General features: G+C 69.7%; 3 protein-coding genes. 1 reads left to right on the top strand and 2 read right to left on the bottom strand.

Features of this window, described 5'->3' with window-relative positions; genetic code table 11:
- Nucleotides 1-20 precede the first annotated feature (20 nt).
- A complete protein-coding gene (locus tag NWFMUON74_RS28255) occupies nt 21-839 on the bottom strand; it encodes a class I SAM-dependent methyltransferase (RefSeq protein ID WP_187684787.1) in 819 nt (272 codons plus the stop codon).
- A gap of 87 nt (nt 840-926) precedes the next feature.
- On the opposite strand from NWFMUON74_RS28255, the gene NWFMUON74_RS28250 reads away from it, so the two are divergent.
- Nucleotides 927-1406 (top strand): GbsR/MarR family transcriptional regulator, encoded by a 480-nt coding sequence (locus tag NWFMUON74_RS28250; RefSeq protein WP_187684786.1) that lies wholly within the window; start codon nt 927-929, stop codon nt 1404-1406.
- 4 nt (nt 1407-1410) lie between these two features.
- On the opposite strand, the gene NWFMUON74_RS28245 is transcribed toward NWFMUON74_RS28250, so the two are convergent.
- Complete coding sequence (locus NWFMUON74_RS28245; RefSeq protein WP_187684785.1) at nt 1411-24012, bottom strand: helix-turn-helix domain-containing protein; 22602 nt, start codon at nt 24010-24012, stop codon at nt 1411-1413.
- Nucleotides 24013-24014 lie beyond the last annotated feature (2 nt).

Below are 24014 nucleotides of genomic sequence, written 5' to 3'. Positions count from 1 at the left end.
GAGGTGATTTCGGCCGACTACTACCGGAAGCGGAACCGCGCGATTCGGGTGGACCGTCTCATCCCGGGCAGCAGGTTCAACAGGCGGAACACGCGGCGGGCGGTGGCGGGCGCCTTCGCCATCAGCACCGGCGAGTCGTTCATCGGCGCCTCGTCGACGTACTCGAGGCGCGGGTGCCAGTCGGCCAGTGCGGCAGGGTCGTCGAAGCCGCAGTGGAACCGCGTGTCGTACTTGCGCAGGGTGGGATCCCAGCGCGAGAAGCGCCACGCCCAGACCGCCACCGTATCGAGCTGGATCTGCCCGGCGGGAAAGGCGTCGACCACGCTGGTCAGCAGACGCCGGACCGCGGTCGCGGTGAGGTAGGGCACCAGCCCCTCGGCGATCATCAGCACCGGCCGGTCGCGGGGGACGCGGTCCAGCCAGGTCGGGTCGGTGACGCTGGATTCGATCAGGGTGTAATGCTCACGCGGCGGCAGCAGTCGCCGCCGCAGTTCGATCATGGCCGGATAGTCCAGGTCGTACCAGTCGACGGTGGCGGGCGGGTCGATTCGATACACCCGGGCGTCGAGGCCGCAACCCAGGTGCAGGACCACGGCGTCGGGATGGTCGGCGAGAAAGCTCCGGGCCCAGTCGTCGTGGGCCTTGGCGCGCACCACGGCGGCGAGGCCCAGCTGGTTCGCGCCGAACCGTCCGGTGTCGTAGTCCGGGTCGAGCCGGCGCATCGTCCGCTCGGCGTATTCGTCGCCGAGAATCGGGTCCGGCAGCCGATTGTCCAGTGCTTTGGCCTTGAGCACGGGGCTGGCGGTCTGCTGCACCCCGACGAGTCCGCTATCTTTCACACTCGCCGACACTACTGATAGTTCATGAAATTCGTGAACTTTGTGACAGCTTGGTCCGCCGCGACCATGACGGAAGGGAAGTTTTCGATGACGCGAACGAGCGAGGCCGCGCTCGCCGCCTTCCGGGAACGGTTCGCGCAGATCCTCACCGAGTCCGGCATGCCGCGCATGGCCTCGCGCGTATTCGCCGCGCTCGTGGTCACCGACTCCGGCAAGCTGTCGGCCGCCGAACTGGCGGACCAACTGGGAGTCGGCGCACCGGCGATCTCGGGTGCGGTCAAATATCTGGTGCAGGTCCGGCTGGTCGAACGCGGCCGCGAACCCGGCAGCCGCCGCGACTTCTGCCGCATCCACGAACACACCTGGAGTCACTACATCAGCCAGTCCGACCCTCTGCTGGCCCAACTCCGGACCCGCGCCGCCGAGGGCGCCGACCTGCTGGGCCGCGACTCGCCCGCCGGCCGCCGACTGGACGAGACCCGCCGCTTCTTCGAGTTCCTCCGCGCGGAAATGGAGCAGTCGATGGCCAAGTGGCGGCGGTTGCAGGCCGAGGCCGACGAGACCTAGCGGGTCAGGGGCGCGGCGGAACCCCCGCACGCGGTTGCTCGACCAGTGGACGATCCGACAGTTCCGCGATCTCGTCGAGGGTCACCGCGCCCTGTCCGTACTCCCGCAGGTACATCTCGACGAACTCCGGCGACAGCTTCGCCCGCCCCGTTTCCCGGTTGATGATCATCGCTCGCGACATGCTCGCGCGGCGGGCGGCTTCCTGCAGCCACACGCCCGCGTCCTCGCGCAGGAACCGGAGGTATTCGCCGGTGTGTGAGTACCCTTCGGGAAAGCGCGGCCGGCCGGGTGGGAGGGCGCGCAGGTACGCCTCCACCTCGGCCCGTTCGGGTGGACGGCGACCCGCTTCGATGTCGGCGAGGGTGTCCGGCGTGACTCCCAGCTGCTCGGCGAGATGCCGCAGCGGCAGGCCCACGCGCTCCCGCAATGTCGCGAGGCAGCCACCGATCTCGGCGGTCTCGTCGATGTGCCCGGTCCCCGCGGCCAGCGCCCGCACATGGGACTGCCACGCCGCCGTGACAGGTGGCAGCCGACTCGCCGATTCGCGGTGGGAGACAGTCACTTCCAGTACGCCGAGGCGATGGGCGAACATGCCCGGGGTGAGACCGGCCTGCTCGCGGAAGTATCGCAGGCCCGCACCGACCTCCGGGCCGGGCACGCTCGCGAGAGCGGGGAAGAAGTGTTGCGCCAGCGGCGCATACAGTCGTCGAATCGACGGCTCCCGCCGCATCAGAATACGCATCTCCTCGATGGTGAGTTGCCGCTCACCACGTTCGACCGCACTCCAGGTCCCCGCGGGCAATCCGATGGTCGCATCCATCTGCTCGGGCAGGCGCGACAGACCATCGCGGGCGGCACGCAACCAGTCCTGGGCGAGATCGTAGCCGTGGGGGTGCGGAACTCCCCGCCGTCCGGAGACATTCGTTTCCTCGGCGGACGCGACAGTCGACCACGGAGTGGCCTTCGGCCCCTCGGTGCGCGGATTGCCTTCCTCGCCATTGGATCTCGACCGCGAATCGGTCCGCCGCCTGCTCCACGGTGTCGCCGGTTCGTTCGGCCCGTCGGCCGTGTCGCCCGCCTGGCCGATCCTCGGCGGTTGCGCGGTGGTGACGTAGTGGTGGATGACCCATTGGGGGGTGCCGGGGACGGCGCCGTTGATTTCCACGTCGATGAAGCCGACCGCCAGGGCTTCGGATGGGTCCAGCTTCTTCTTCGCCGCCCGGTGGGTGAAAGCCGCGCCCGGTAGGCGCCGCAGCCATTCGGGGTACGTTTCGGCGATCATGTTGTTGCGCTGCAACGCTTCCCACGCCTCATGCAACACCGTCTCGAGATTCTCGCTGAGGCGGCCGCCGAGAGCGTGGTCGATCGCGTGCGCGAACTCGTGGACCACATCGTCGTGGTAGGGACGGCCGCTGGCCGGGTGGAATCCTTCCTCGCGGTCTTCGCGGTCGTCCTTGCGCGCCTGAGTTCGGTCGGCCGCCCGGCGCAGATTGAACGTCATCCACCGGGTTCGGCCGCGGCCGTCGGCAATGGTTTCGGGGATGGTCTCGGCGTTGATGTCGAGATGGTTCATGAAGTCGATTCGCAGTCCGCGGATGTTGGTCATGAGCCCGCGGAATCCGGGCGTGTAGCGGAATCTCGACAGCAGTCGGTCCAGCGTCTCGAGGATTTCCCGGGCGGCATCCACGGGCAGCAGGGGGTGATCGAAACCCGCTATCTCGAAGTACGGATGATCCAGCGTGAAGTTCTCGACCAGCCGAGTCTTGGTCTGCGCGTCGGCACTCAACCCGCTGACGTGCGAGATCTCCTCCGGAGTGTGGACGGCGTGCTGCTCGGCCCGGGCCAGTGCGGCCAGCACCCGGGCATGGGTGGCGTGCAGCGTATCGCGTTGTGCCCGCGGTAGTTCGGCGTGCCACTGCTCTATGAGCTCCCCGACGTAGGACACGCGCTCACGAAGGTCCGTGATGTCTGCCCGCGAAAGGTGGTGGTCGCGCCACACCGTCGCGCCGTCGACGTGCCGCACGAACCGCGCGGCGAAGGGGCTCGGTCCAGTGTCCTCGGCGGCGACCGCGCCGCGCCCTCCCCAGACGGCGTCGTTCGCGTCGATGTTCCAATGCCGGGTGCTGCGTCTCGTCCCGGTGGCCGCGTCGAACAGCCCGAGCAGGTCCGCAGCGGCGGAGGCCAGATGCCGGGTGTCCAGGGGGCCGAACCGGGCCGCCAGCTCACGCTGCTGCTCGCTCAGGTCCTCGTGCACCAGGCCGTGGTCGTAGGCTCGGGCCGTGGACTGCGGCAAGACGGTGGACGCCGGCCGGCCGGGGACGAGTTCGCGGTACAGGACCTGGTAATCGTCGGACCGTAGGCATGTCTCGGCGACAGGCGCGCCCATCGCAGCGCCCATCATCGAATGCAGCCATTCCCGAGCGGCGCTGTCGATATCCCCGTAGGTCTCCCGGACTGCCTGGTAGCCGTTGTCGAATGTCACCAGTTCGAGCCGCACCCCCGGCGGTCCCGGCAACGGTTCGGTATGGGTCACGCCGTCGGCGAGACCGTCGTCGATGAGCTTCGCGAACCGCTCCCCGGGACCGGCGGGCGGTCCGGCCTGGTCGTCGTCCCGGCCCCCGAGCCCGGTCATCCGGCGCGCGACCGGGCCGCCGGGTGAGTCCTCCGAGGGCCGACTGCCGATGGATCCGGTGGTGCCGGGGTGGGCGGGGTCGCCGAGCCGGAGGCTCCAATGTATGCGCGGGGGTTCGAGATTCGTGACGTATTCGTAAATCACCCATTGGGGAGAGCCGACGACGGTGCCGTTGATCTCGGCATCGGCGAAACCGACGGCGAGTGCTTCCATCGCCGCCCGATGGCTCATGGTCGGCGAGGCGTACGCGTGGCCGGGGAGTTGGCCGAGCCAATCTTCGTAACTGTCGTACAGGCCCAGCCGTGTCAGCTTGGTGTAGGTTTCGCGCAGAACGGCCGAAAGATTCCGGCTGAGTTCGTCGCCGGTAGCTTCGTCGATCGCGTGCGCGAATTCGTGCAGTGCGTCATCCTCATACGGCTTACCCGACGCCGGATGCCAATTATCGGTGGCATTCTGGTTGCTTTGGGCGGAGGTCGCGTTCGGATCGATGGCATACCGGAGATTGAACACCAGTTCCGACCCGTCGATGGTGTCCGTCGCCTCGTCGTAGCGGGGGTCCGCGATCGCGCGCGGCCGCCCCAGGACTTCGATCCGCACGGCGCGAATGTTCGTCCTGAGTTTCCGGTAACCCGGTGTGTATCGGTACTTGTCGAACAGCTCGTCCAGTTTCCCGAGGATCTCCTCTACCGCCTGTTTCGACGCGTAGGGAGTGTCGAATCCGGTGACTTCGATATACGGATGTTTGAGCTTGAACGTCTCGACCAGTCGGGCTTTGGCCTGGGTTTCTTCGTCGAGTCCGGCCATTAGCACCGGGTGATCCGCGTGCTCTGCTATCTCGCTCAGTTGGACCAAGGCCGAGTCGATCGTGTGGAGCATGATCGACAGGATGGATTCGGGAAACGACCTCTGCCACAGCATGACGCCGAGCCGGTGCAGTCCTTCCGCCATATCCACGATGTCCTGCCCGCGCAGGTGGTGATCCCGCCACATCGCGCGGCCGCCCGCGCGGCGAATGAATATGTCGGCGAACCGGCTTCGCTCGCCGGTGATGGCATCGAAGATGCCGAGGGCGTCGGCCGCGCGTGGATCATCGCGCTGCGATGGCGGGGGTCCGTAATTTCGGTAGAGCACATGGTATTGGGGCGGCTCCACCCGTACATCCTTGATCGGCGCGCCCAGTGCGCGGCCGATCAGCGCTTCGGTCCACGTCACGACGGCGTCCGAGGTGCGGTCGTAAGTCTCCCGAACGATCTGAAACTGCTCCTGTCGAATCGGATACTCGTAGGTCAGCAGGTCCATTCTCACTCCCGGCCGCCCCTGCAACCGCTGGGTGCTCACCAAGACCGGTTCCTCGTCGCCGGGTCTGGAGCCGATCCGCCCCTCGGGACGGTGGGAATCGAAAGGCCCGTCGTGCGCATCGTTTTCGTGTGGTCGGCTACCGATGCGGCCGGGCGGCTCGGACTCACCGATGGTCCGTGCGAACCTGTCGGGCACCCCGATGAGCGGTACGACGCCCTCCCTGACCCGCACGCGCAACCGGCCGTCCCGCGCTTCGACGGCCAGGGTTCCGCCGCGTCCCACGCCCTTTCGACTCGAGACCACCCGCACCGCTTCGGCTATCGGCGAAAGCGCCTGGGAAGCAGCATAACTCGGCATCAAGGAAGCCAGTTGCGCGGGAAGCTCGGCCGAGAAGCGTTGGAAGCGTTTGCGATCGCCCCACAACCGCACCGACCACGACGGGCCGGAGCCGTCGCCCGGATCGGCCCACTCGAATTCGCCGAAGACCTCCCCACCCCAGCTGTCGGCCAGTACACCGCGCGGTCGGGGCACCCGCAACCCTTCGACGTGTCCGCGGACCGCGTGTCCGGCGGCCGTCGGCGTCGTATTCCACCACAGCCGGACGCCGTCGCCTCCGGCGGCCCGCAGGGCGTAATCCACCAGCAGCGCAGCGCTATTCGTCAACTGCAGCGGCGCCCCCGCCGGTGTGTCACCGGTGTCGCGCAGCGCATCGGCCACCGCCCCCCGGATCTCGGCGGCAGACATGCCGGGCCGGAATTCGGTCGGTGACGGGTCCTCCTCCCCGGGACGGCTGCCGATCGACCCGGTCGGCCCGTCGGTATCGGGCCCGCCGTCGGGACGACCCGCGCTGCTGTCGTTGTCCGCCGGGTCGTTTTCGACCTGGGCATGGGCGGACAGCGCGGGCGCACCGACGATCACCGCCAGCTCCGCCACCGCGGACAACATCCGGTTCTCGTGCCGCGCGACCCGGGCCGTGTGATGGTCCCGTCGGGTGACCACTTCCTCGTCGAGGCTGTCTGCCGCGACGGCCCGGTCGTACTCGTCCGCCGCCGCGGCGCGCAGGCCCCGTTCCCGATCGAGCTCGCGCGCCGCCGCTTCGAACTGGTCCAGCGCCTCGCGAAGCACTTCGCGGCGAGCGGGATCGCCGGTGTCGCCGAGGGTTTCGAGCGCCCGCCCGGCGGCCTCCCGAACCGTGCGTATCTGTCGGCTCAGCGTGGGATGGTCCGGCCGCATGACAGTCGGAACCGGATGGGCGAGTGGATTCTCCGGCACGGACGGCGGGGATGGATGGGTGCCGGTCGTGTCGGGTGCGAGGTCCTGGTGGTCGGCCAGCCAGTCCCGGAACACCTCCTGCGCCGAATCCGGCACCGTGCCGTCGAGATAGCGGCGGGTCAGCCAGTCCAAGGCGCGAGCCGGGTGCGTCGAGGGCAGCGACGGGTCCGACGAGCCGGTCCGGCCGCCCTCCGCGAAGTTCTCGACCGCGCGCCGGGAGACCCCGTCGACGGGTTCGACGTTCCGCCCGTACCCGGGCAGCTGGTCGAACCACGACTGGAAGGTGACGTCGCGCGGCAGGAGTCCGCGGTCGACGAGATCGGTGTGGATCAGGGGAAGCAATTGCTCCGAGAGCGCGGACAGGCGGTATCCGCTCGCAGCGTCCAGCGCGTGCCGGAATTCGTGATCGAGGACGCCGCCCAGCGGATCGTCCGACCGCCCCCAGAAATTGATGGCCTCATGGTGTTCCGCTCGGGCGCGCAGCGCCGGCAGATCGTCGATGATCAGCACCTGTAGCAGGTACTGCTTGTCCATCACGATCGTGGTGTGGTGATTGAATCCGGCCGGATCGACCGAACCCTCACTGAAGGTGACGCCGTTCGCCCGGTACGGCTCGATCCGGATCTCGCGCAATCGCCGGCGGCCGAACTCGGCGATCAGGACGCACGCTCGGTCGGCGAGGGCCGCGACCGCCTCGGGCGGGATCTCGGGATCTTCCCAGCCGCCGAGGCGCAGGTGGAGGTCCTCGTACAGCGCGCGCACGATCCGCGCCTTGGCCTCCCGCGGTGTGGCGGGCGGCGGCAACTCCGGCGGCCGCGATTCCGCGGGCGGCTCGGTGAAATCCGCCCACACCTCGCCCCACGGTTCGACCCCGGACCGAGTCGCCGCGGACAGCGCGGCTCTGACCTCCGCACCGACCTCCCGGTCGTTGTGCAGCGGGGCGGGCCACGGCGTGGTGTCCGCGTAGGGCTCGTACACCGGCCGGTGCTGGGCGCATTCGACCGAAAGATGCAGCGTGCGAGCGCCGTCGGGCGCTGTCGACAGCCGTACGGTCAGCCGCGCCGCGTGCTGGGGATTGATGTCGAGATGATCGGGGACGCCCAGCTCGCGGCGCAGCGTCCGGAACGACCGATCGAGGAAGGCCAGCGCCTCCCGCCCCGCCCTCCGCACCAGGTCGGCGGCCACCGCCAGATGCGCCGGTGCCCGCCAGTCGTGCGCACGCAACAGGTCGGCGAGTGCGTTCGCCGCGGCGGCCAACTGTTCCTCGTCGCCGGGCCGGAAGTCCAGGACCAGGTCCGGGTCCGCGGCATCGGGTCGCGGCGGCAGCAGCGCGACGGCGGTGACCACGTCCTCGGTCGAGGGCCTGGAGCCGATCAGGCCCGCGGGACCGGTGTCGCCGATGGAATTCGGGCGCGCGGTCGTGGGGGTATTCTCCCTCGGCCCCAAGGTGCGCAAGACCGCGTCCTGTTCGGCCACCGCGTCGAACCGGGCGCGGGTGCGGGCGTATTCGGGCGCGGGCAGGCTCCGCCGGGCGGGCGGCAGCCCGTCCCCGTGCCGGGCGGGCCGGATACCCTCGGCGGTTCGCCACGGAATACCGGCTTGCGCCAAGGCTTTACGCAAGGCGCGGTCGGGAGCACGGCGCAGGAACACCAGGTGGTCGACGTCGATCAGCGTGAACCCGCCGTGGACCTGCGCCTGGACCAGGTGCTGAGCGGGCGCGAACGACTCGGGCCGGGGGTCGTCCAGCCGGCTCGGGAACACCGGCGCCTGTCGCACATCGCCGACACAGGCGGTGGTCCGGTCCGCCACGTGCTCGCCCAGCACGACCCGGATGTCGGCCGAATCCGACGACGTGTCCGAGCGTGGCACGGAATAGTCTGGGCCAGAACGGATCTCGCAATAGGCGGGCCGGTATTCCGGTGCGAGATAGGTCGGATGGCCGAACAGTACGTACTCCAGCCGAGCCAGGTCCGCGGGCGACAGGTGCGGGCCACCCGGGCGCTGGGTGTGCTCCATGCCGTTCGGGAATCGGCCGTCGGCCAGCACGCGCCACAGCGTATCCGCGGTGACGTGGGCGACGATCTCGCCGCTGAACGCCCTGCGCACCGCCGCGGTCAGCTCCCGGTCCAGCTCCGCTCGCGTCCGGACGCCGGGACTGGCTGCCGTGGCGAACAGCATCAGTTCGTTGTCCAGCCGGCGTTGAACGTAGGCGCGGCCTTCGGGCGTCGGAATGCCCTGCAGGATACGGTTCCACCACACGTCGGCCCGGGCGTGGACGCCTTCGTCGCGGGCCATGTAGTAGTTGCGGAACAGTTGGACGGCGTCCCGGTGCGGGGCCTCGGGGAAGTCGGGGGTGACGGCCGGGTGATCGGCCAGCCAGTCCGCCAGCACATGATCCGGCCGCGTGCCGTCGAGATACCGGTGGGCCAGCCAGTCCAGGACGCGGGCCGGATGTGTCGGCGGCAGCGAAGGATCCGCGGTGGCGGCCCGGCTGCCTTCGGCGAATCCTTCGCTGTCGTTCCAGCTGTATCCGCCGTCCTCGTGCTCGTTGAGAGCGTAGCGGGGAAGCTGATTGCGCCACTGCTCGAATGTCAAAGCGGGTGGGAGCAGGCCGTGCCGCAGGTAGTGGGAATACACGAACGTCAGCAGCGGTTCCGCCACGCGGGACAGCCGGTACCCGGTGAAGGAATCCACCACGTGCCGCCACTCGTGGTCGAACACCCCGCCCAGGGCGTCGGCCATCGGCGCCAGGTGGTGCTTGGCGACATCGAACCTCGTCTGCTGCCGATGCCGCTCCAGGTCGATGACCCGATTCCGGTTGATCGTGAGGGTGACGTAGTGGTTGTGGCCGAACGGATCGCCCGATCCGCGCGACCGGATCTGCCCGGCGGCCCGCCCGAGCTTCGCGCCGGTGTCCTCGTCGAGGTCCGCGATGCGGATCTCCCGCAGGTGCAGCCTGCCGTCCTCGGCGAACCGGGCGCGGGCGTGCCGGATGAGGGATTCCAGCGCCTGCGGCGGTACGTCGTCGGGTTCCCAACCGACGAATCGCACGTGATGGTCTTCGTACAGCGCGCGCACCATGCGTGCCTTCGCCTCGAAGGGGGTGGCGGGCGGCGCGGGCACGGTCGCGGGCGCGCCGGTGGGGGGTTCGGTGAAGTCGGCCCACACCTCGCCCCACTGCTCGATCCCGGCCCGCGTCGCCGACGACAACAGCTCCCGCACAGCGGGTCCCACGTGCCGGGCGCTGTGCAGCGGTGCCGGCCATGCCGCGCCGTGCGGCTCGTACGGCCGGTACGGCGGCCGGTACTGGGGGCATTCGACGGACAGGTGGAGCGACCGGCTGCCGTCGGCTGCCGTCGACAGTCGGGCCGTGAGCCGGATATCCAGGTCCTGCAGGGCTCGCGCACGGCGATCCTCGGGGATCGAGCCGAGGTGCCGCGGCAGCTCGGCTCGATAGGCGTCGAGATAGTCGCGGGCGTCCGCGATCGCCCGGCGTGCCAGTTCGGGCGCCGCGGCCGCGTGGACCGTATTCCGCCAACCTCGGGCGCGCAACAGTTCGGCCAGCGCCGCCACCGCCGCGTCCGCCCGGTCTCGATCCGCCGGGTCGAAGTCCAGCACCAGACCGGGATCTTCGGGTGCGGGCCGTTCCGTCAGGCCGGCTGTCGCACCGGCGATGTCATACGCCGACGGTCTGCTACCGACGCTGCCCTCGGGCATGACGGCCAGCCCGCCCGCTCGCCCCACGGTGACCAGCGCCGCATCCAGCCATTCGTCCAGGTCCGCGTCGAACCTGCCGCTCTCGGCGGTCGGGTCGCGGGTCGAACCAGTCTCGGCCGCAGGCCGATCGGTCAAGCGCTCCAGGGAGCGGCTGTGACCGACCAACTCGTAGAGCCAGTGGATCCACGGGGTTGCGTCCTCGAAGGCCGCCACCAGCAGCCGCAGGCTGAGGTAGCGCTCGGCCTGGTCCGCCACCTGCGCCGTCTCGGCGTCGCCGCGCAATCGGTCCACCCGTCGGCGCAGCTGCGCGGGGGTCGACTCCGCCCAACCGTCGCCGGGCAGCGCCGCTTCGCAGACGCGTACCGCGTTGAGGATCGTCATCAGGTCGGGTTCGAGCTGTCCGCGATCCATCCGGCGGTCCAGCGGATATTTCCGCAGGTGCTCGGACATCTGCCGAATGAGCATCTTCCGGCCCAGTGTGATCCGGTGCCCGGCCTCGTCGAGCGCCGCCGTCACCGTGTCGATGCGGCTGAGCCGGGTACGCGCGCGAGAGGTTTCGCGGCCGAGGTGAGCGGTGGCGACCTGATGCCGCCACCGTTTCGCGACATCGTCACGCACGGCGGTCAGGCGCTGTTCGAACGGCGCCGAGTCGGAGAACTCGGACAGCTGCCATGCGGTCCCGCCTGCTGCGGTGGGGAGACCGGCCAGCATCCGCTTCACCAGGTCGAGCGTCACATCCAGACCGGTGTCGAGCAGCTGGGTCGTCTCGTAGCGTGCGACCGCCGCCTGCGACCGCGCGGCCAACCGGTGAAGTTCCGCGATATCGTCGGGCACGGACAGCTCGTTGCCGGGGTCCTCGGCGGCCGCGACGAGATATTGCAGCCGGGCGTGCAGCAGCGCCATCCCGTGCCACGAATCCAGCGACGACAGGCGGTAGGGCCGGGCTGCCGAAAGGATCTCCTCGTCCGACGGCGTGAATGTGGTGCGCTCACGCTCGGCGACGGCCGTGCCCGAGGAGTGGAGATCGTGTGCGTGCTGTTCCAGGCGTTGCCGGGCCGCGGCCAGCCGATCCGCCGTCGCCAGTGCCGAGTCGAGTATCGCGACCAGTACTCCCGCAGGCCGGAAGTCGGCGATCGTCCCCAGCATGCCTTGCACCCGGCCCAGGAGGACGGACAGTTCCACCGTGCGCCGCGTCAGTTCGGCTTCCAGCGCCTCGACCGTGCGGGCCCAGTCGTCCAGGCGCTGGATGTCGTCCACCAGCGCCGCGACCGGCAGTATTCGGTCGAATTCCCTTCCGGCGGAGAGGATTTCCGGAGTCGCCACGCCTTGCTCGCGCCACTCGGCCAGCACGTGCCGGATCCATCGGTCGTCGACGGCGGCGCCACGGTCGATCTCGAGCCCGGCGACCAGGTCGCGGCGCACCTCCTGATACCTGGTGAACCACGCGGCCCAGGTGGGTGAGCCGGTCCGCAGCAGCTCCGCGGGATCGATACCGTGCGGGGCCAGCAGTGCGGACAGCTCCCGCAGCAATTCGGCGCGGCGCTCGGTGAGCCGGTGGGCGAGTGCCGACCGTTCGTTCGGCAGCAGCTCTTCGTCGTGCGGCCTGCTGCCGATCAGGCCGCCCGGATCGGCCGAGCCGCCGGTGTTCCCGGTGCCGGGCGCGGAATCGCCGCCGAGATCGGCGTAGCGGTCGCGTTCGGCGTCGATGGGGCGGAACGCGACGCGACCGGCTCGACGGGGCGGCACTCGAGTGAGGGTGTCGCCGCGTCCGGCGGTGATGTGCGCGGAGTGGAACAGTGCCTCGTTGGGTTGGCCGGTCACCGGGTCGTAATGCAGATAGCCCTGATGCACCGCCTCCACACCGGCGAAGTCCGGCGAGTCGGGGAACTCGGCGCCGAGCCGCTGGCCGCCGAAAGCCTCGGTGGCGGGGTCGATCCCGAGGCCGAGACCGCGATGGTAGCGGCTGCCCGCGCCGGGCTCGTCCGCGCCGAACATGGTGACCGGGTCGCGCCACGACGCGAGGACATAGACGTTGTGTGCGCCGATCCCGAAGTCCTCGGCATGGTCGAGCGGGCCCGCACCCGGCGACCCCGACAGGATGACCGAGCCGATCAGACCGGCGAGCCTGCCCCCGCGGCCCGCGTAGCACGTGGTGACCGAACCGTAACTGTGCCCGTAGAGCCGGTTCACCAGCTTGTCGGGCGTGGCGGTTCCGGCGCGGCGGCGAGTGGCGTGGAACGCTGCGACGTCACAGACCAGCCGATCTCCGCCGATCCGGGCGCGGCGCCGGAAGGCGGCCTTCACGAAGCCGGTTTTCACCGGCCCGGTCGGCGCCTCGTATCCGATCCAGATGATAGATGCCAGTTCCAGCGACGGATCGACCTTGCGTGACTCCGTGTAGAGGTTGCGCGCCGACTTGAACTGGTAGGCGAGTGAGGACGACGTCGTATCCGTGCCGGGCACATGCCAATTCACCGTATGTGCGGTGTCGACGTTGCCGAGCGCGGCGACGGCCTTTCCCTTACCGCGGAAGGCGGTCGAATCGTAGGACAGCAGGTGCACCGGTGGACTGCCCGGCATCCCGGCGGCCTGACTGTCCAACTCCTGCAGATGATTTCGGATATGGATCAGGTTGCTGAGCCGGTTCCGCTCGGCGGCGGTGAGCCCGTTGCGGGCCCACTCGAGCATTCCCGTGCCGGCCGGCCGCCGGGCGAGGAACTCGTCCAGATCGCGGCGGATCGACAGGCGGTTGGCGTGGTCGCGGATCACGGCGGGCAGGCCGTCGGCGTTGCCGATCTGGTGCGGATAGACCTGGATGAGTGCCCGCTGTGCGCTGCTCAGCCTGCCCGGTTGGTCGGGGTCGCGCAGTGAGTCCCACCAGTCGCCGTTCTCGGTCGCACGGCGTTGCGAGAACTCCGCCTGGAGGTGATTGGCCCAGCGCTGCAACTCGTCCGCGTTGCGGAAGCCGCCCGCACGCAGTGCCGCGTCGGCCGTCCGTCGCTGTTCGTCGTCGAAACCGTGATCCACGGGCAACGACGGCCGGTGCGGCGCCGGGGGGACATCCGCCTGCGATCGGTCCCGCCGGTCCATCCATTCCAGGACCGCGTCCAGGCACTCGTTCGCCGTATAGGTCTGGGCGGCAGCGATATTCGTGCGGTGCACCGCGGTGAGCAGTTCGTTGTTCTCGTCGACCGCGGAGGTTCCCGTGCGGGCCGCGATCGAGGCTGCGACCTGCCGGACGAGATCGAACGCACGCGAATCGCGCACGGAGCCTTCGGGTTCGAACGCGGCGGGTGGGGCTGCCGGTCCGAATCGGTTGAGCAGGATCTGCCGTTGGGTGGGGTCGAGTTCGTCCAGTGCGGCCCGCAGATCGTCCGGACTCGCCGCGGCCAGCGCGGTCGTCAGTACCGCCTGCGCCCGGTTGTGCTCGGCCGCAAGGGTATGTATCGAGCGGCGGGCGGCGAGCAGCGTCAGATTGCGGAACACCTGATTGCGCGCGCGGCCGCCCGCCGGACGCAGCGCCCGCCCCGCATCCGAAACAGGCCCGTGCACAACGCGTTTCAGCTGCTCCGGGCTCGCCTCCGCGATAAGTTGTCGCGGATCGGGCTGGTCGGCGTCGATCAGCGCGGCGACCATGGCGTCGCGGAGGCGGTCGGATTCGGATGCCGTGGGCAGATCGCCGGGGCGGCCCGCCGTCACCAGCTGTGCCCGCTGGTTTCGGAGCTTGCGGCGGACACCGGCCAGGGTCGCCCGCACGTCGCGCTCGGGGATGTGGAGAGCCGTCGCGATATCGTGGTACGTGGCGCCGTTTCGGGCCTGAGTGACTATCTCGGTCTCGGCGGCAGTGAGCGCCAATCCGTCGAACATGGCGCTGCCGTCCGGGCCGTCCGACGGCCTGCTGCCGATGCTGCCCGACGGTCCGGCCAGGGGAGCGAGCATTTCCAGGATCCGGTCCCGCATGGCCTCGACGTTGCGGAGTTGAACTCGGATGTTCGCGGACTCCTCCAGCACCTTGCGCGGAGTATCCGGTCGACGGGCAGCGTCCAGTTCTCGGCGCAGGTAGTATGCTCTGGTCTCGACCACAGCGAGGTCCTGCTCGAGCCGAAGTCGTTCGCGCGCAACGGCTTCGGGGTCGCCACTGCGCGCGATCGCATGGCTGTCGAGCACGCGCCACGGGATGCCCGCGTTGTCGAGTGCGGCGCGTAGTTCCGCATCGGGCGGCTCGGGAAGGTTGATGTGGTCGATGTCGGCGAGGGTGACGCCGCCGTGAATATGGGATTCCACGAACTGGTGGCGGCGGAAGAGATTGCCGGAGTAGTCGCGATCGGTTCCGCGCAGCGGCTGGTCGTCCACCGTGACGGCCTTCGCGGACAATGGGACGATGCCGAAGGACTCCGGCTGCGGGTCGAGTAGCGGCGACGGGATGGTCCGTGCCCGTTTGCCGCCGGCCTGGCTGCCGGAGTAGACGAGCGAATCGCCGACGCAGAACGTCGCCCGTTGGCGCACATCGTCTTTCAGCACCACCTCGATGCGGCCGTACGTCGCCGCCTTCTCGGTGTACAGCGTGGCGCGGATGTCGGACGGTTCGGCCGGGGTGGCGGCGTCGGACAGCCCGGCCGGGCGCTCGCCGTCCACCAGTACGAGTCCGTAGACCGGCCGCAATCGCGGATCCATGTCCTCGGGGTTGCCGAACCACCGGTTCTCCAGCCGTGCCACTTCATCCCGACGACCACCTCCCAGCGCCCCCTCGAACTGGGTCTTGAACCGGCCGTCGGCGAGCAGCCCGAACAGGGCCTCCCGCCTGACCCGGATCGCCAGCGGCTTGCCTGCGACCAGGTCGGTCAGTTCGGCAGCGAGCCTCGCGCGAAGTTCGTCCGGGCGCAGTCCCAGGTCGGCGGCCAGCTGGTTCGAGTTCTCCCGCAGGGTGCCGTATTGCAACAGCTGGCCGTAAACGGCCGGCTCGCGTGCCTGCGGGTACCGAGCGAAGAACTCGTCTTTGCGGCGGGTCAACTCGGCGGTGTGCGACGGTTGGCCGCGAGCTGCTCGCCGCAATTCGTCCAGCCGCACATAATCGTCGAACATCGCCTGGTCGAGGCGGCGAAAGGCCGGCTCCGGCCGGAAGCCCTCGGGCCGTGCCGCCGGTGAAACCGTCGAGTCGGCGACGGGCGGTGCGGGCGGCTGTTCCGTCTCCGGAGCGAACACCGCCAGCACGTGAGGCAGATGCCTGGTCAGGGCCGAGTGCACTTCCCCGCGCTCGGCCAGCTCGGCCAGTTCATCGCGGGTCACCCACCGGGCCGCCGAGCCTTTGGTGCCGCGCACGTTCGGGTCGAACCGCCGCGGCGCGTCGGCGACGAGGACGTGGTATTTCCACCCGCGCGGCCCGCCGATCACGTGAGTTCCCCGGTGTACCAGACGCGCCAGGTATTCCGCGTCCGCGCCGAGCTTTTCGTTCATCACCCGCGCCGCACCCTCGGCCGGGGTTTCCCGGGAAGCCAGCGCTCCCCCCGGAAACTGCCAATTGTCTTGGGAGAAGCGGTCTTTTGTCTTGCAGATGAGGAACCGCTCGACGCCGTCCGGGTCCACACACCGCACCAGCACACCCGCCGCCCCGTAGTGCCCCCAATACCCCGGCTCCACCTCGCGATCACCGGACATCCCCGGATCCGCGAGAATCCGGAAGGGCATACGCGACCCGTCTCCCGTCGGCAACGAGGATTCGTCGTCCGAGGGGCGGCTGCCGACGCTACCTGAGGGATTTCCGCTGTCCGGGGCCGCGGAATCCGGCGTGGCACTCGGATAGAACCGCGCCATGAACGCGGCGGTGACCGTCTCCGTGGCCTGCAGCGCGTCGAGCGCGCGCTGCGCCTGTTCCCGAGTGATCTGATGTGCCCTGGTCCGGGGGTTCTCGGCACGTTCTCTCGGCGCCCACTGGGTCACACTCAGGCCGACGTGCGCGGCGAGTTCCCTTTGTGGCATTTTCCTGCGCAGCCGCGCGGCCTGGATCCAGGCGTTGGGGGACAGGAATTTCGGTTCGCGAGGATCGGGCAGGTTGTCGATCTCGTGGCCGGTCGCTTCGCGCAGGACCGCTTCGGCCAGTTCGTCGGAGATCCCCAGCGCCGCGAGAATGCGGACCATCATGTCCCGGGTCGGTGTGATGCCCCGTTCGAAGGAGCCGATATAGGTGGCCGAACCGGGTACGCCCATGCGAGTCGCCAGTTCGCCTCGCGATATACCCAAGGCTTTGCGGGCGGCTCGCAACCAGTTTCCGAACGGTTTGACCTCGGCCGGGTCCGGCAGGGCATCCGAGGGGCGGCTGCCGACGGTGCCGTCGAAGCGGTCCGGCTGCGAACGGTCGAGATGGCGGGTGAAGGCATCGACGGTGGCGGCGGTGTCGGGGTGCCATTCGACATTGTCGGATTCGGCTACCCATCGCGTCATGCGCTGGTGCAGGGCGGCGAAGACGGTTGCGACCTGAGTGGGTTCGGCGCCAGGGTCGGGGTCGCGGTAGCCGACGATCGTGCGATCGCCATCCTTGTACGCGACCACCTCGATGTGCCCCGGTTCGCGGCGCAGCGGAGCGAGTGTCAGCGGCACTCGTAACTGGTTGGGGCTCAACCTGATACCGTCACGGACGGGTTTGACCCAGAACTGCTCGGCGTAGCCGGAGAACATCGCCTCGATGCTGTCCTGGAAACCCACCGGCGCCATGTCGAACACAGCGGGCACCGGCGTGGGATCGCCTCGCCACAGTCGGCCTTGGCTCTCGTTGTCGAAGTTGTTGTCGTCGAGGTGGAGTCCGCCGCGAGTCAGGGCGTCGCGCAATTGCGTGGTACCCATGGGATCGAAAATCTCGTCCACCCGGTAGGGCCGCACCTGCCCGTCGGGATGTCCGTCGTCGTCGGTGGCCAGTGTGCCCCAGCCGGCCAATTCGTCTCCCATGGCCGCCATCAGCCGGAGCAGGGATTCGTGGTCGTCGCCGACCATCATTCGTCCCCACGGATCCATCAGGAAGGAAACGTCGCGCGGTCCGGTGCGCAACGGTTCCAGCGAGGGGCCGTTCGGTTCGACCAGGCTGCCACCGTGCACACCGATGGCTCGCGATCGGGCGGCGGGGGGCCGATCGTCTTCGTCGTCCAGCAGCTCGTCCGGCGCGATGCGGTGTGCCGTGTAGGACGGTCGGAGCTGTCGTGGGGTCTCGTCGCCGTGGCGGGCGAGACCATCCAGGCCCTCCGATACCCGCCGCATCAGCTGCGCCGGTAAAGCGTTCTCCGCCAAGCCTTGCCGCGCGGCCGACCGCATCGCGGATCCGGCCGCGCCACCGGCCGCCGCGATCGACTGATGGATGTCCATGCGCAGCTGGAACAGCGACAGCCCCGCCGTAATCGCGGGCGCGTCGGGCCCGAGGCGGTCGACGGCCGTCGCAACCGCCCGGTCCACGTCGCGGAGCAGTGCGGTCGCCTGCTCGGTATCGCGGGTGCAGGTCAGGAAATATCGTGCCGCCCGGTAAGCGTCAGGTATGTACCGCCGCGCCGCCGCGCCGAACGCCCGGTCCGACGCGGCGCTCGCCGCGGCGAACTCCGCCGCCCGCGACGGTAGCGAACGCAGCGATCGCATCAGTTCCGGATCCCAGTCGCCGTCCCGACCCGAGACCAGGTGGTCGTCGGCGAGTCTCGCCCAGTTCGCCCCGTCCACGATCCACATGGCGTCGAGTTCGGCGGCGGCCGCCACGCGCTCCGGGAACCGGTTCAGCACATCGAGGTCGTCCTCCGGCACGGATCGTGTTCCCGCACCGGAGAGCGCTCCGATGAGGTCGAATACGCCTCCGGCGGCCTCCGACACAGCGGTGACCGATCCCGAGCCGCCGTCGGCGATCCGTCGCCATTGCTCGGCGGCCAGCGCGGTCTGTACGCGAGCCGCACCGATGGCCACCTCGGCGACCGGCGGCTCCCCGCGCCGCACCGCGGCGACGTGCGCCGACGTGCGGGCCCGCACGTCGGCGAGCGATGCCCGCAGTTCCTCGTCCGACAGGCGAGCGGCCCAGTCCGACAACGCGTCCCGGGTGGCGTGGATCGGGTCGGGTTCCGCCGGGCCTGCCGTCGTGCGGTGGCGGTCCCCGTCGAATTCGTCGTGTGGCCGACTGCCGACGGAACCACCGTCGCCGGGGACCGATGGCGGGTGATCGGTGCGTGCGCCGCGGGTGGATGGCCGGGTGGCCACCCAGACCCGCTTCCACGTCGCCGCGGTCGCCTCGCCCCGATACAGGTCGGCGAGGCGCTCCGGAAAACCGGCCTTGTCCTTGGTCGCGCGGCGCCGAATATTGACCATCAGCCGTCGGGTGTTGTTCGCCGCAGTCGCCGCGCTCTCGCCGCGCCCTCGATACTCGCGGTAGCACGCGAAGACGAATTCTCTCGCGTCGCGCAGCACCGCCGGATCACAGTCGACACGTTCGAGGAAACCCAGCGCGTCCCGCAATGCCTTCGGCGTAGACCCGCGCTCATCGCGTGTGCTCGGCTTTTCGGAACCGGAATCGTCTGATCCCGGGCGGCTTCCCGTGCCGGAGGGTACGGGCACCCGCACCGCCGCACCCGCGGCATTGATTTCCCGGATCATCTCGTCCGGTACATCGGTCGCGGCACGGGTGGGCGCAGCCGGGACGAGATCGCCCGCCGCGTCGAAATCGATTGTCCAGAAGGCGCGTTGCCCTTCGGGCAGCCTGTTGATGAACTTCTGCTGTTCGCGCCGCCACTTGTCGAACGCGACGGCCTTGTTCAGCAGGGTGCGGCGGTCGGCGAGATCCTCGGGTCCGAAATCGTCGTCGGTCCGGCCGTCGCGGGAAGCGGCGAGGTCCACGACGACCAGATTCGGGGGATCACCGGGCTTGCTGTCGTTGACCAGCAGCACCAGGTGGTTGTCGGCGTGGGCGCTGCCCTTCTTCTCGGTGTGCTTCCACTTGTAGACCAGGACCTGTACGCCGCCCGGCCGCCCTTTCAGCGATTCGACGGCCTGGTCCAGCGAGCCGAACAGTCGTTGCGAGCCGTCGCGGAACGACGATGTCACAATGTCCCAGTCGTGGCCTCGCAGCGGTGGTTTGCCGGACGGCATGGTGAACCGGTCCGCGTTCTGCGGGCACAGCACGCGCATGGCGGTCACGCCGTTGCGGACGCAATTGTTCGCACTGCGCCGATGTATCTCGGCCACAAGGTCGAGCAGGGCTGCGGTGGCCAGGTAGAGCGATGCCGGGGCGACGACGTCGTCGGTCCCAGGGCGGGACAGCGCTTCGCCCAGGACGTCCCGGGCCGTCGCGGCGGTGACGTCGGAGACCGGGACACCCAGGGCCAGGGCCAGGTCGTGCTTCGCGGCGGTCAGCGCGGCCCCGGCCCGGCGCATCCCTTCCGCGCCGTCGAAGTCCGCGGGGTCCAGGCCCATCGTCGCGGCCAGTCGGTCGCGGCGTGGGGTCAGGTGGGCGAGCGCCTGCTCGTCGGTGAACAGCGCGTATTGCACGGCCTTTCCGGGCGCGGTCGCGTCGAGATGCTGGCGCAGCGTCTCCACGACGGCGGGCGGAAGGTTCGCCGGGTCGAGCGGCCCGGTGCTGTCGTGGCCGCGCGTGTGGTCGCCGCCGAGCGGATCGGTCCGGGCTCGATTCCGGTCGGTCGCGTCGCCGAGGTCGCGAGCGTCGTTTCGGTCGAGCGCGTCGTCCCGGCCGACCGGCTCGTTGGTGCCGACCGTCTCGTCCCGGCCTGGCGTTCGGTGTCGGCCGACCATCTCGCCGTTGCCGAGCCCGTCATCAGGATCGAACGGGTCGTCCTGGTCGGCCGCGTCGTCTCGGTCGAGCGCTGTCATGAGGGTGGTCGCGGTCGAGGTGGGGACCCCGAGCAGTGCGGCGAGCCGTGCGGACCGGCCCGCCGGTTCGTCCGATTCCGTGGGGTCAGTCGGAGCCCAGAGCGTTGTCGGCCCGGTGACGGCGCCCGGATTGACGAGGGCCGCGTAGCGCCAGATGAAGTCGTTGGTGGCGTGGTGGTGGGCGCGCTCCTGCAAACCGGGCACGAGCGAGCCGAGGTGGTCACCGGCCTCGACCAGCTTGTCGTGGGTGGCCGGTGTCGGGTCGGCGCGGTGGGCGGTGACGGCGTCCTGGTAGGTGACCACGGCCTCGCGGACGCCGCGCAGATGCATGGCCTTGCGGATCAGTTCGTCCTGCGGCGACATCAACGCCTGTGCCGTACCGGGTTTGCCGTTGCGGGCGGTGCGGTTCTTGGCCTGGTCGTAGATGTAGGACTGCTCGGGAACCTCGGTCATCCACACGTGCATGCCGCCCTTGGCCAGCACCGCGTCCGACACCGAGATGTCCACGCCGCGCTGACCCTGGCGGTTGATCACCAGGATCTTGCCCTGCTCGCCCGCCGCGTCGAAGACCTGCTGCAGCTTCGTTTCCCAGTCCGCGCCCCACTTCGCGATCCGGTCGGCGTCGACCGCCTCGATCGCGTCACGCGGGATCCCCGCCCGCAGCAGCGCATTGACCTGCTTGTCGACCAGATCGTTACGGTGGCACAGGATTTCCTGGAACCGGCCCTGCCCGCCGTCCCACATCTGGTGCGCGTAGCCGGCCAGCGCGTTCAGCTTGGCCCGGGTGTTCTCGTGCACATCGGGCTGGCCCTCCACCAGCCGCGACGGGTTGTACGGGTCGACCGCGTGCGGCGTCTCCAGCCCGTACACCGTCTTCAGCACGTGACCGAGGTCGGTCAGCGTGCCCGAGGCGCCGGTGATGTGATCGAAGTACTTGTCGGTGCCGTAGATCTCGGCCGCGGTGATGGACTTGGCCGAGTCGGTGTCGGCGCGCACCACGATCCCGTGCTGCTCGGCGCTCATCCCGATCGCCTCGGCGGCGCGAATCTCCTTGGCCTCCACCGCTTGTGCCAGGCTCGCCTTGCCCGGCTCGGCGCTCCAGCGTGATTCGCTCGAAGTCTTCGGATTGCGTTGCAGACCGTGCTCGCCCTGGTCGACGATGACGATCTTGCCCCGATCGATCACATAGTGGGTCTTGTTGCGCGTGGTGAACTCCGCAGCCGCGGCCATGTCGAGCCGCGAGGGCCCCATACCCTCGAGCCACCGCTTCCCGTCCGGCAGCGCCGCGACCTTCGCCCGCCCCGCCGGCGTCAATGCCGCCTGACCGTCGTACCAGTACTCCGTCCCCACCTCGAATGTGCCGTCCGGCAAGTGCACGTCGACTTCTTCGGCGATCTGCTTGAGACCGAAATCCTCATGCGACAGCCGGCCTGTCGCGAGGGCGTCGGCGAGGAAGTCGTGGGCGGCCAACACCTCCCGCACGGTCGGCTCGGGCGCTTCGGCAGCCGACATCTCCGAGCGGATGAACGTCCGCTCGCCGCGGTCGACGATCGCGTCCATCTCATCGATCACCGCCCGGCGCGGCGGCGTATGCCCCGCGTTGCACAGGTGCCCGACCGTCTCCCCGGTGGCCACCACGATCGCGGGGCGGCCCGGCGTCACCGCACCGAATCCGGTGTTCTGATCGGCGCGCAACACGTCGATCCCGTAGCGGCTGAGCACCCGCTTGTACTCGGTGTACTCCCGATGCGCCAGGCCGTCCGCGGTCGTCACCAGCAACACCGAACCGTGCCGGACCGCCTGCTGCAGCGAGTACGACATGAACATCAACGTCTTGCCCTGGCCCGGCAGCATCTGCACCGGCCGCCGGGCCATCTCGAACCCGCCCTCCAACTGCGGCCCCCGCAACACCATCCCGCCCGGCGCGCCGTCGACGGTCCCCCGCCGGATGATCTCCATCCCCGCGATCAACGACTCCCGCGCATCGGAGTGGAACAACCCCGCCTGCAACACCTCGTCCGACAGATTCGACAACTTCAGCGCCTCGGGCACCTGCTCACCCGACCGCGCATGGAAATCCGCCAGCACCTCCTCCGCCTGATCACGTGACCCCGGCCCGGTGCCGTCCTCGGGAGTCGATCCGTGCGTTTCGCCACCACCCCGCTCCCCAGCGGCCGTCCCGTCCTCGGCAATGGAGCCCGGACTCTCCTCACCCGACCGATAGCTGCCGGTCCCGTCTTCCGCCGTGGGGCTCGTGTTGTCGTCCGCCCGGTGGTTGGCGGGCGTCCCGTCTTCCGTTGTGGCGCTGGTGTTGTCGTCCGTCCGGTGGTTGGCCGGTGCCGCGTCCGTGGTGGTGCTGGTGTTTTCGGCGGCCCGGTGGTCGGCGGGGGTCCCGCGTTCCGTGGTGGTGCTGGTGTTCTCGTCTCCAGGTCGGTGGTTGGCGGGCGGGCCGTCCGCCGCGGCAAAGCCTCGTTCCTCGCCGCTCGGGCGATTCGCGTGCTGCGTGCGGCGTCCCGTGGGAGCGCTTTCTCCGTCGGCCGGGCGGTGCTCTGGTGCGGCGGGTGTGTGGGTGGACGTTGCCCCGACCCGGGGCGGTGCGGCGGTTTCCGCACCGGCCGCTACGCGGGGTGTGCCATGGGATGCGCCGAGGGCGGTGCCATTGTTTGCCGGGGACCTCGGTGGCGCGCTCGCGCCACCGGCGATTACCTTGTCCGGGCCGGTGTTCCAGGCTTTACGGGCGGTCTCCCATGCCTGTCTGGATTCCGCGGAGATCTTCACCGACGGCCCGGCGGGGGGTAGGTCGGGGCGGGTGAACATCTCGCTGCCGTCGATCACCGGCTCCGCGCCGAATCCGGATCTGGCGTGGGCGCCGGGTTGCGCGTGCACGCTCCCGGCGAAGGCGCCGTTGAGCATCGGCGCCAGCACGTGATCGAAGTCCTCCGGCCAGCCGGTGATCATCGCCGCGGCGGTCAGACCGGCCGCCGCGCCCGCGGTCCCGTGCACCAGCCCTGCCAGCGTCCGGCTGGTCTCCATTCGCGGCAACACCTTCGGCGCGAATTTGGCGGCGAGTTGACCGCCCGCCGCACCGGCCGCGCCCGCCGCACCGGCGACGAGGACCGATGTGGTGTCGAAACCGGTAGGGTTCTCTCGGTTCTCCCCGATCGGGGACATGTTCCGGTAGCCCTCGGCGACCTGCAGCAGTTGCACGCCGCCGTCCACAGCCACCGGCAGCACTGCCGCCCGGCCCGCCGTCATTGCGAAGCTTGCCGGTCCCAACGCCGACAACTTGGCGGCCGTGTTCGCCCCGAGCCGACCGTAGGCATCCTTCAACCCCGCGCGCATGAGCTGGACCTCGGCGCGCCCCTGCACGAGGGTCGCCTCCACCGCCGGCGCGGCCGCCGCCTGCCCGGCGGGACCGGCGGCGGAGGCGGCGGCCAGCATTCTGATGATCCGCCAGCCCAATTCGATGCCGAACACGAACATCACGCACAGCGTCTTCTCCGCGTCGTTGGCGGCGCCGTCGGCCTGGTCGGCCAGGGTCAGGGCCTGCTGGCCCAGTTTGCCCGCGCCGTCCTGGTGGATGTGCAGCATCTCGCGCAGTTCGTCGGCGAACGCGCCGATCGAATCCTGCTGTGCCAGCAGATTTCCCGCGTCATGTGCATGCTCCTGCAGCGCCGCGGCCCGCGCCCGCAGTTCCGCGGCAAGCTCTCGCATCCGGGAGATGTCGGCGCGTGGCAGGTCGCCGCCGAACACCACCATCTCGATCGGACGCCGCACCAGGTCGGGCAGGCTCTCGAAAGCCTCCCGCACCTGCACCACCGGGTTCAGCGAAATCACGTCTCCCACCG

It is taken from the genome of Nocardia wallacei, assembly GCF_014466955.1.
GTDB classification, from domain to species: domain Bacteria; phylum Actinomycetota; class Actinomycetes; order Mycobacteriales; family Mycobacteriaceae; genus Nocardia; species Nocardia wallacei.
Note: the sequence above shows the minus strand (reverse complement) of the source record. Positions and strands in the feature narration are given on the sequence as shown.

Coding starts and splice junctions, on each gene's coding strand:
- NWFMUON74_RS28250 (WP_187684786.1), top strand. CDS start 927: ATGACGCGAACGAGCGAGGCCGCGCTCGCCGCCTTCCGGGAACGGTTC.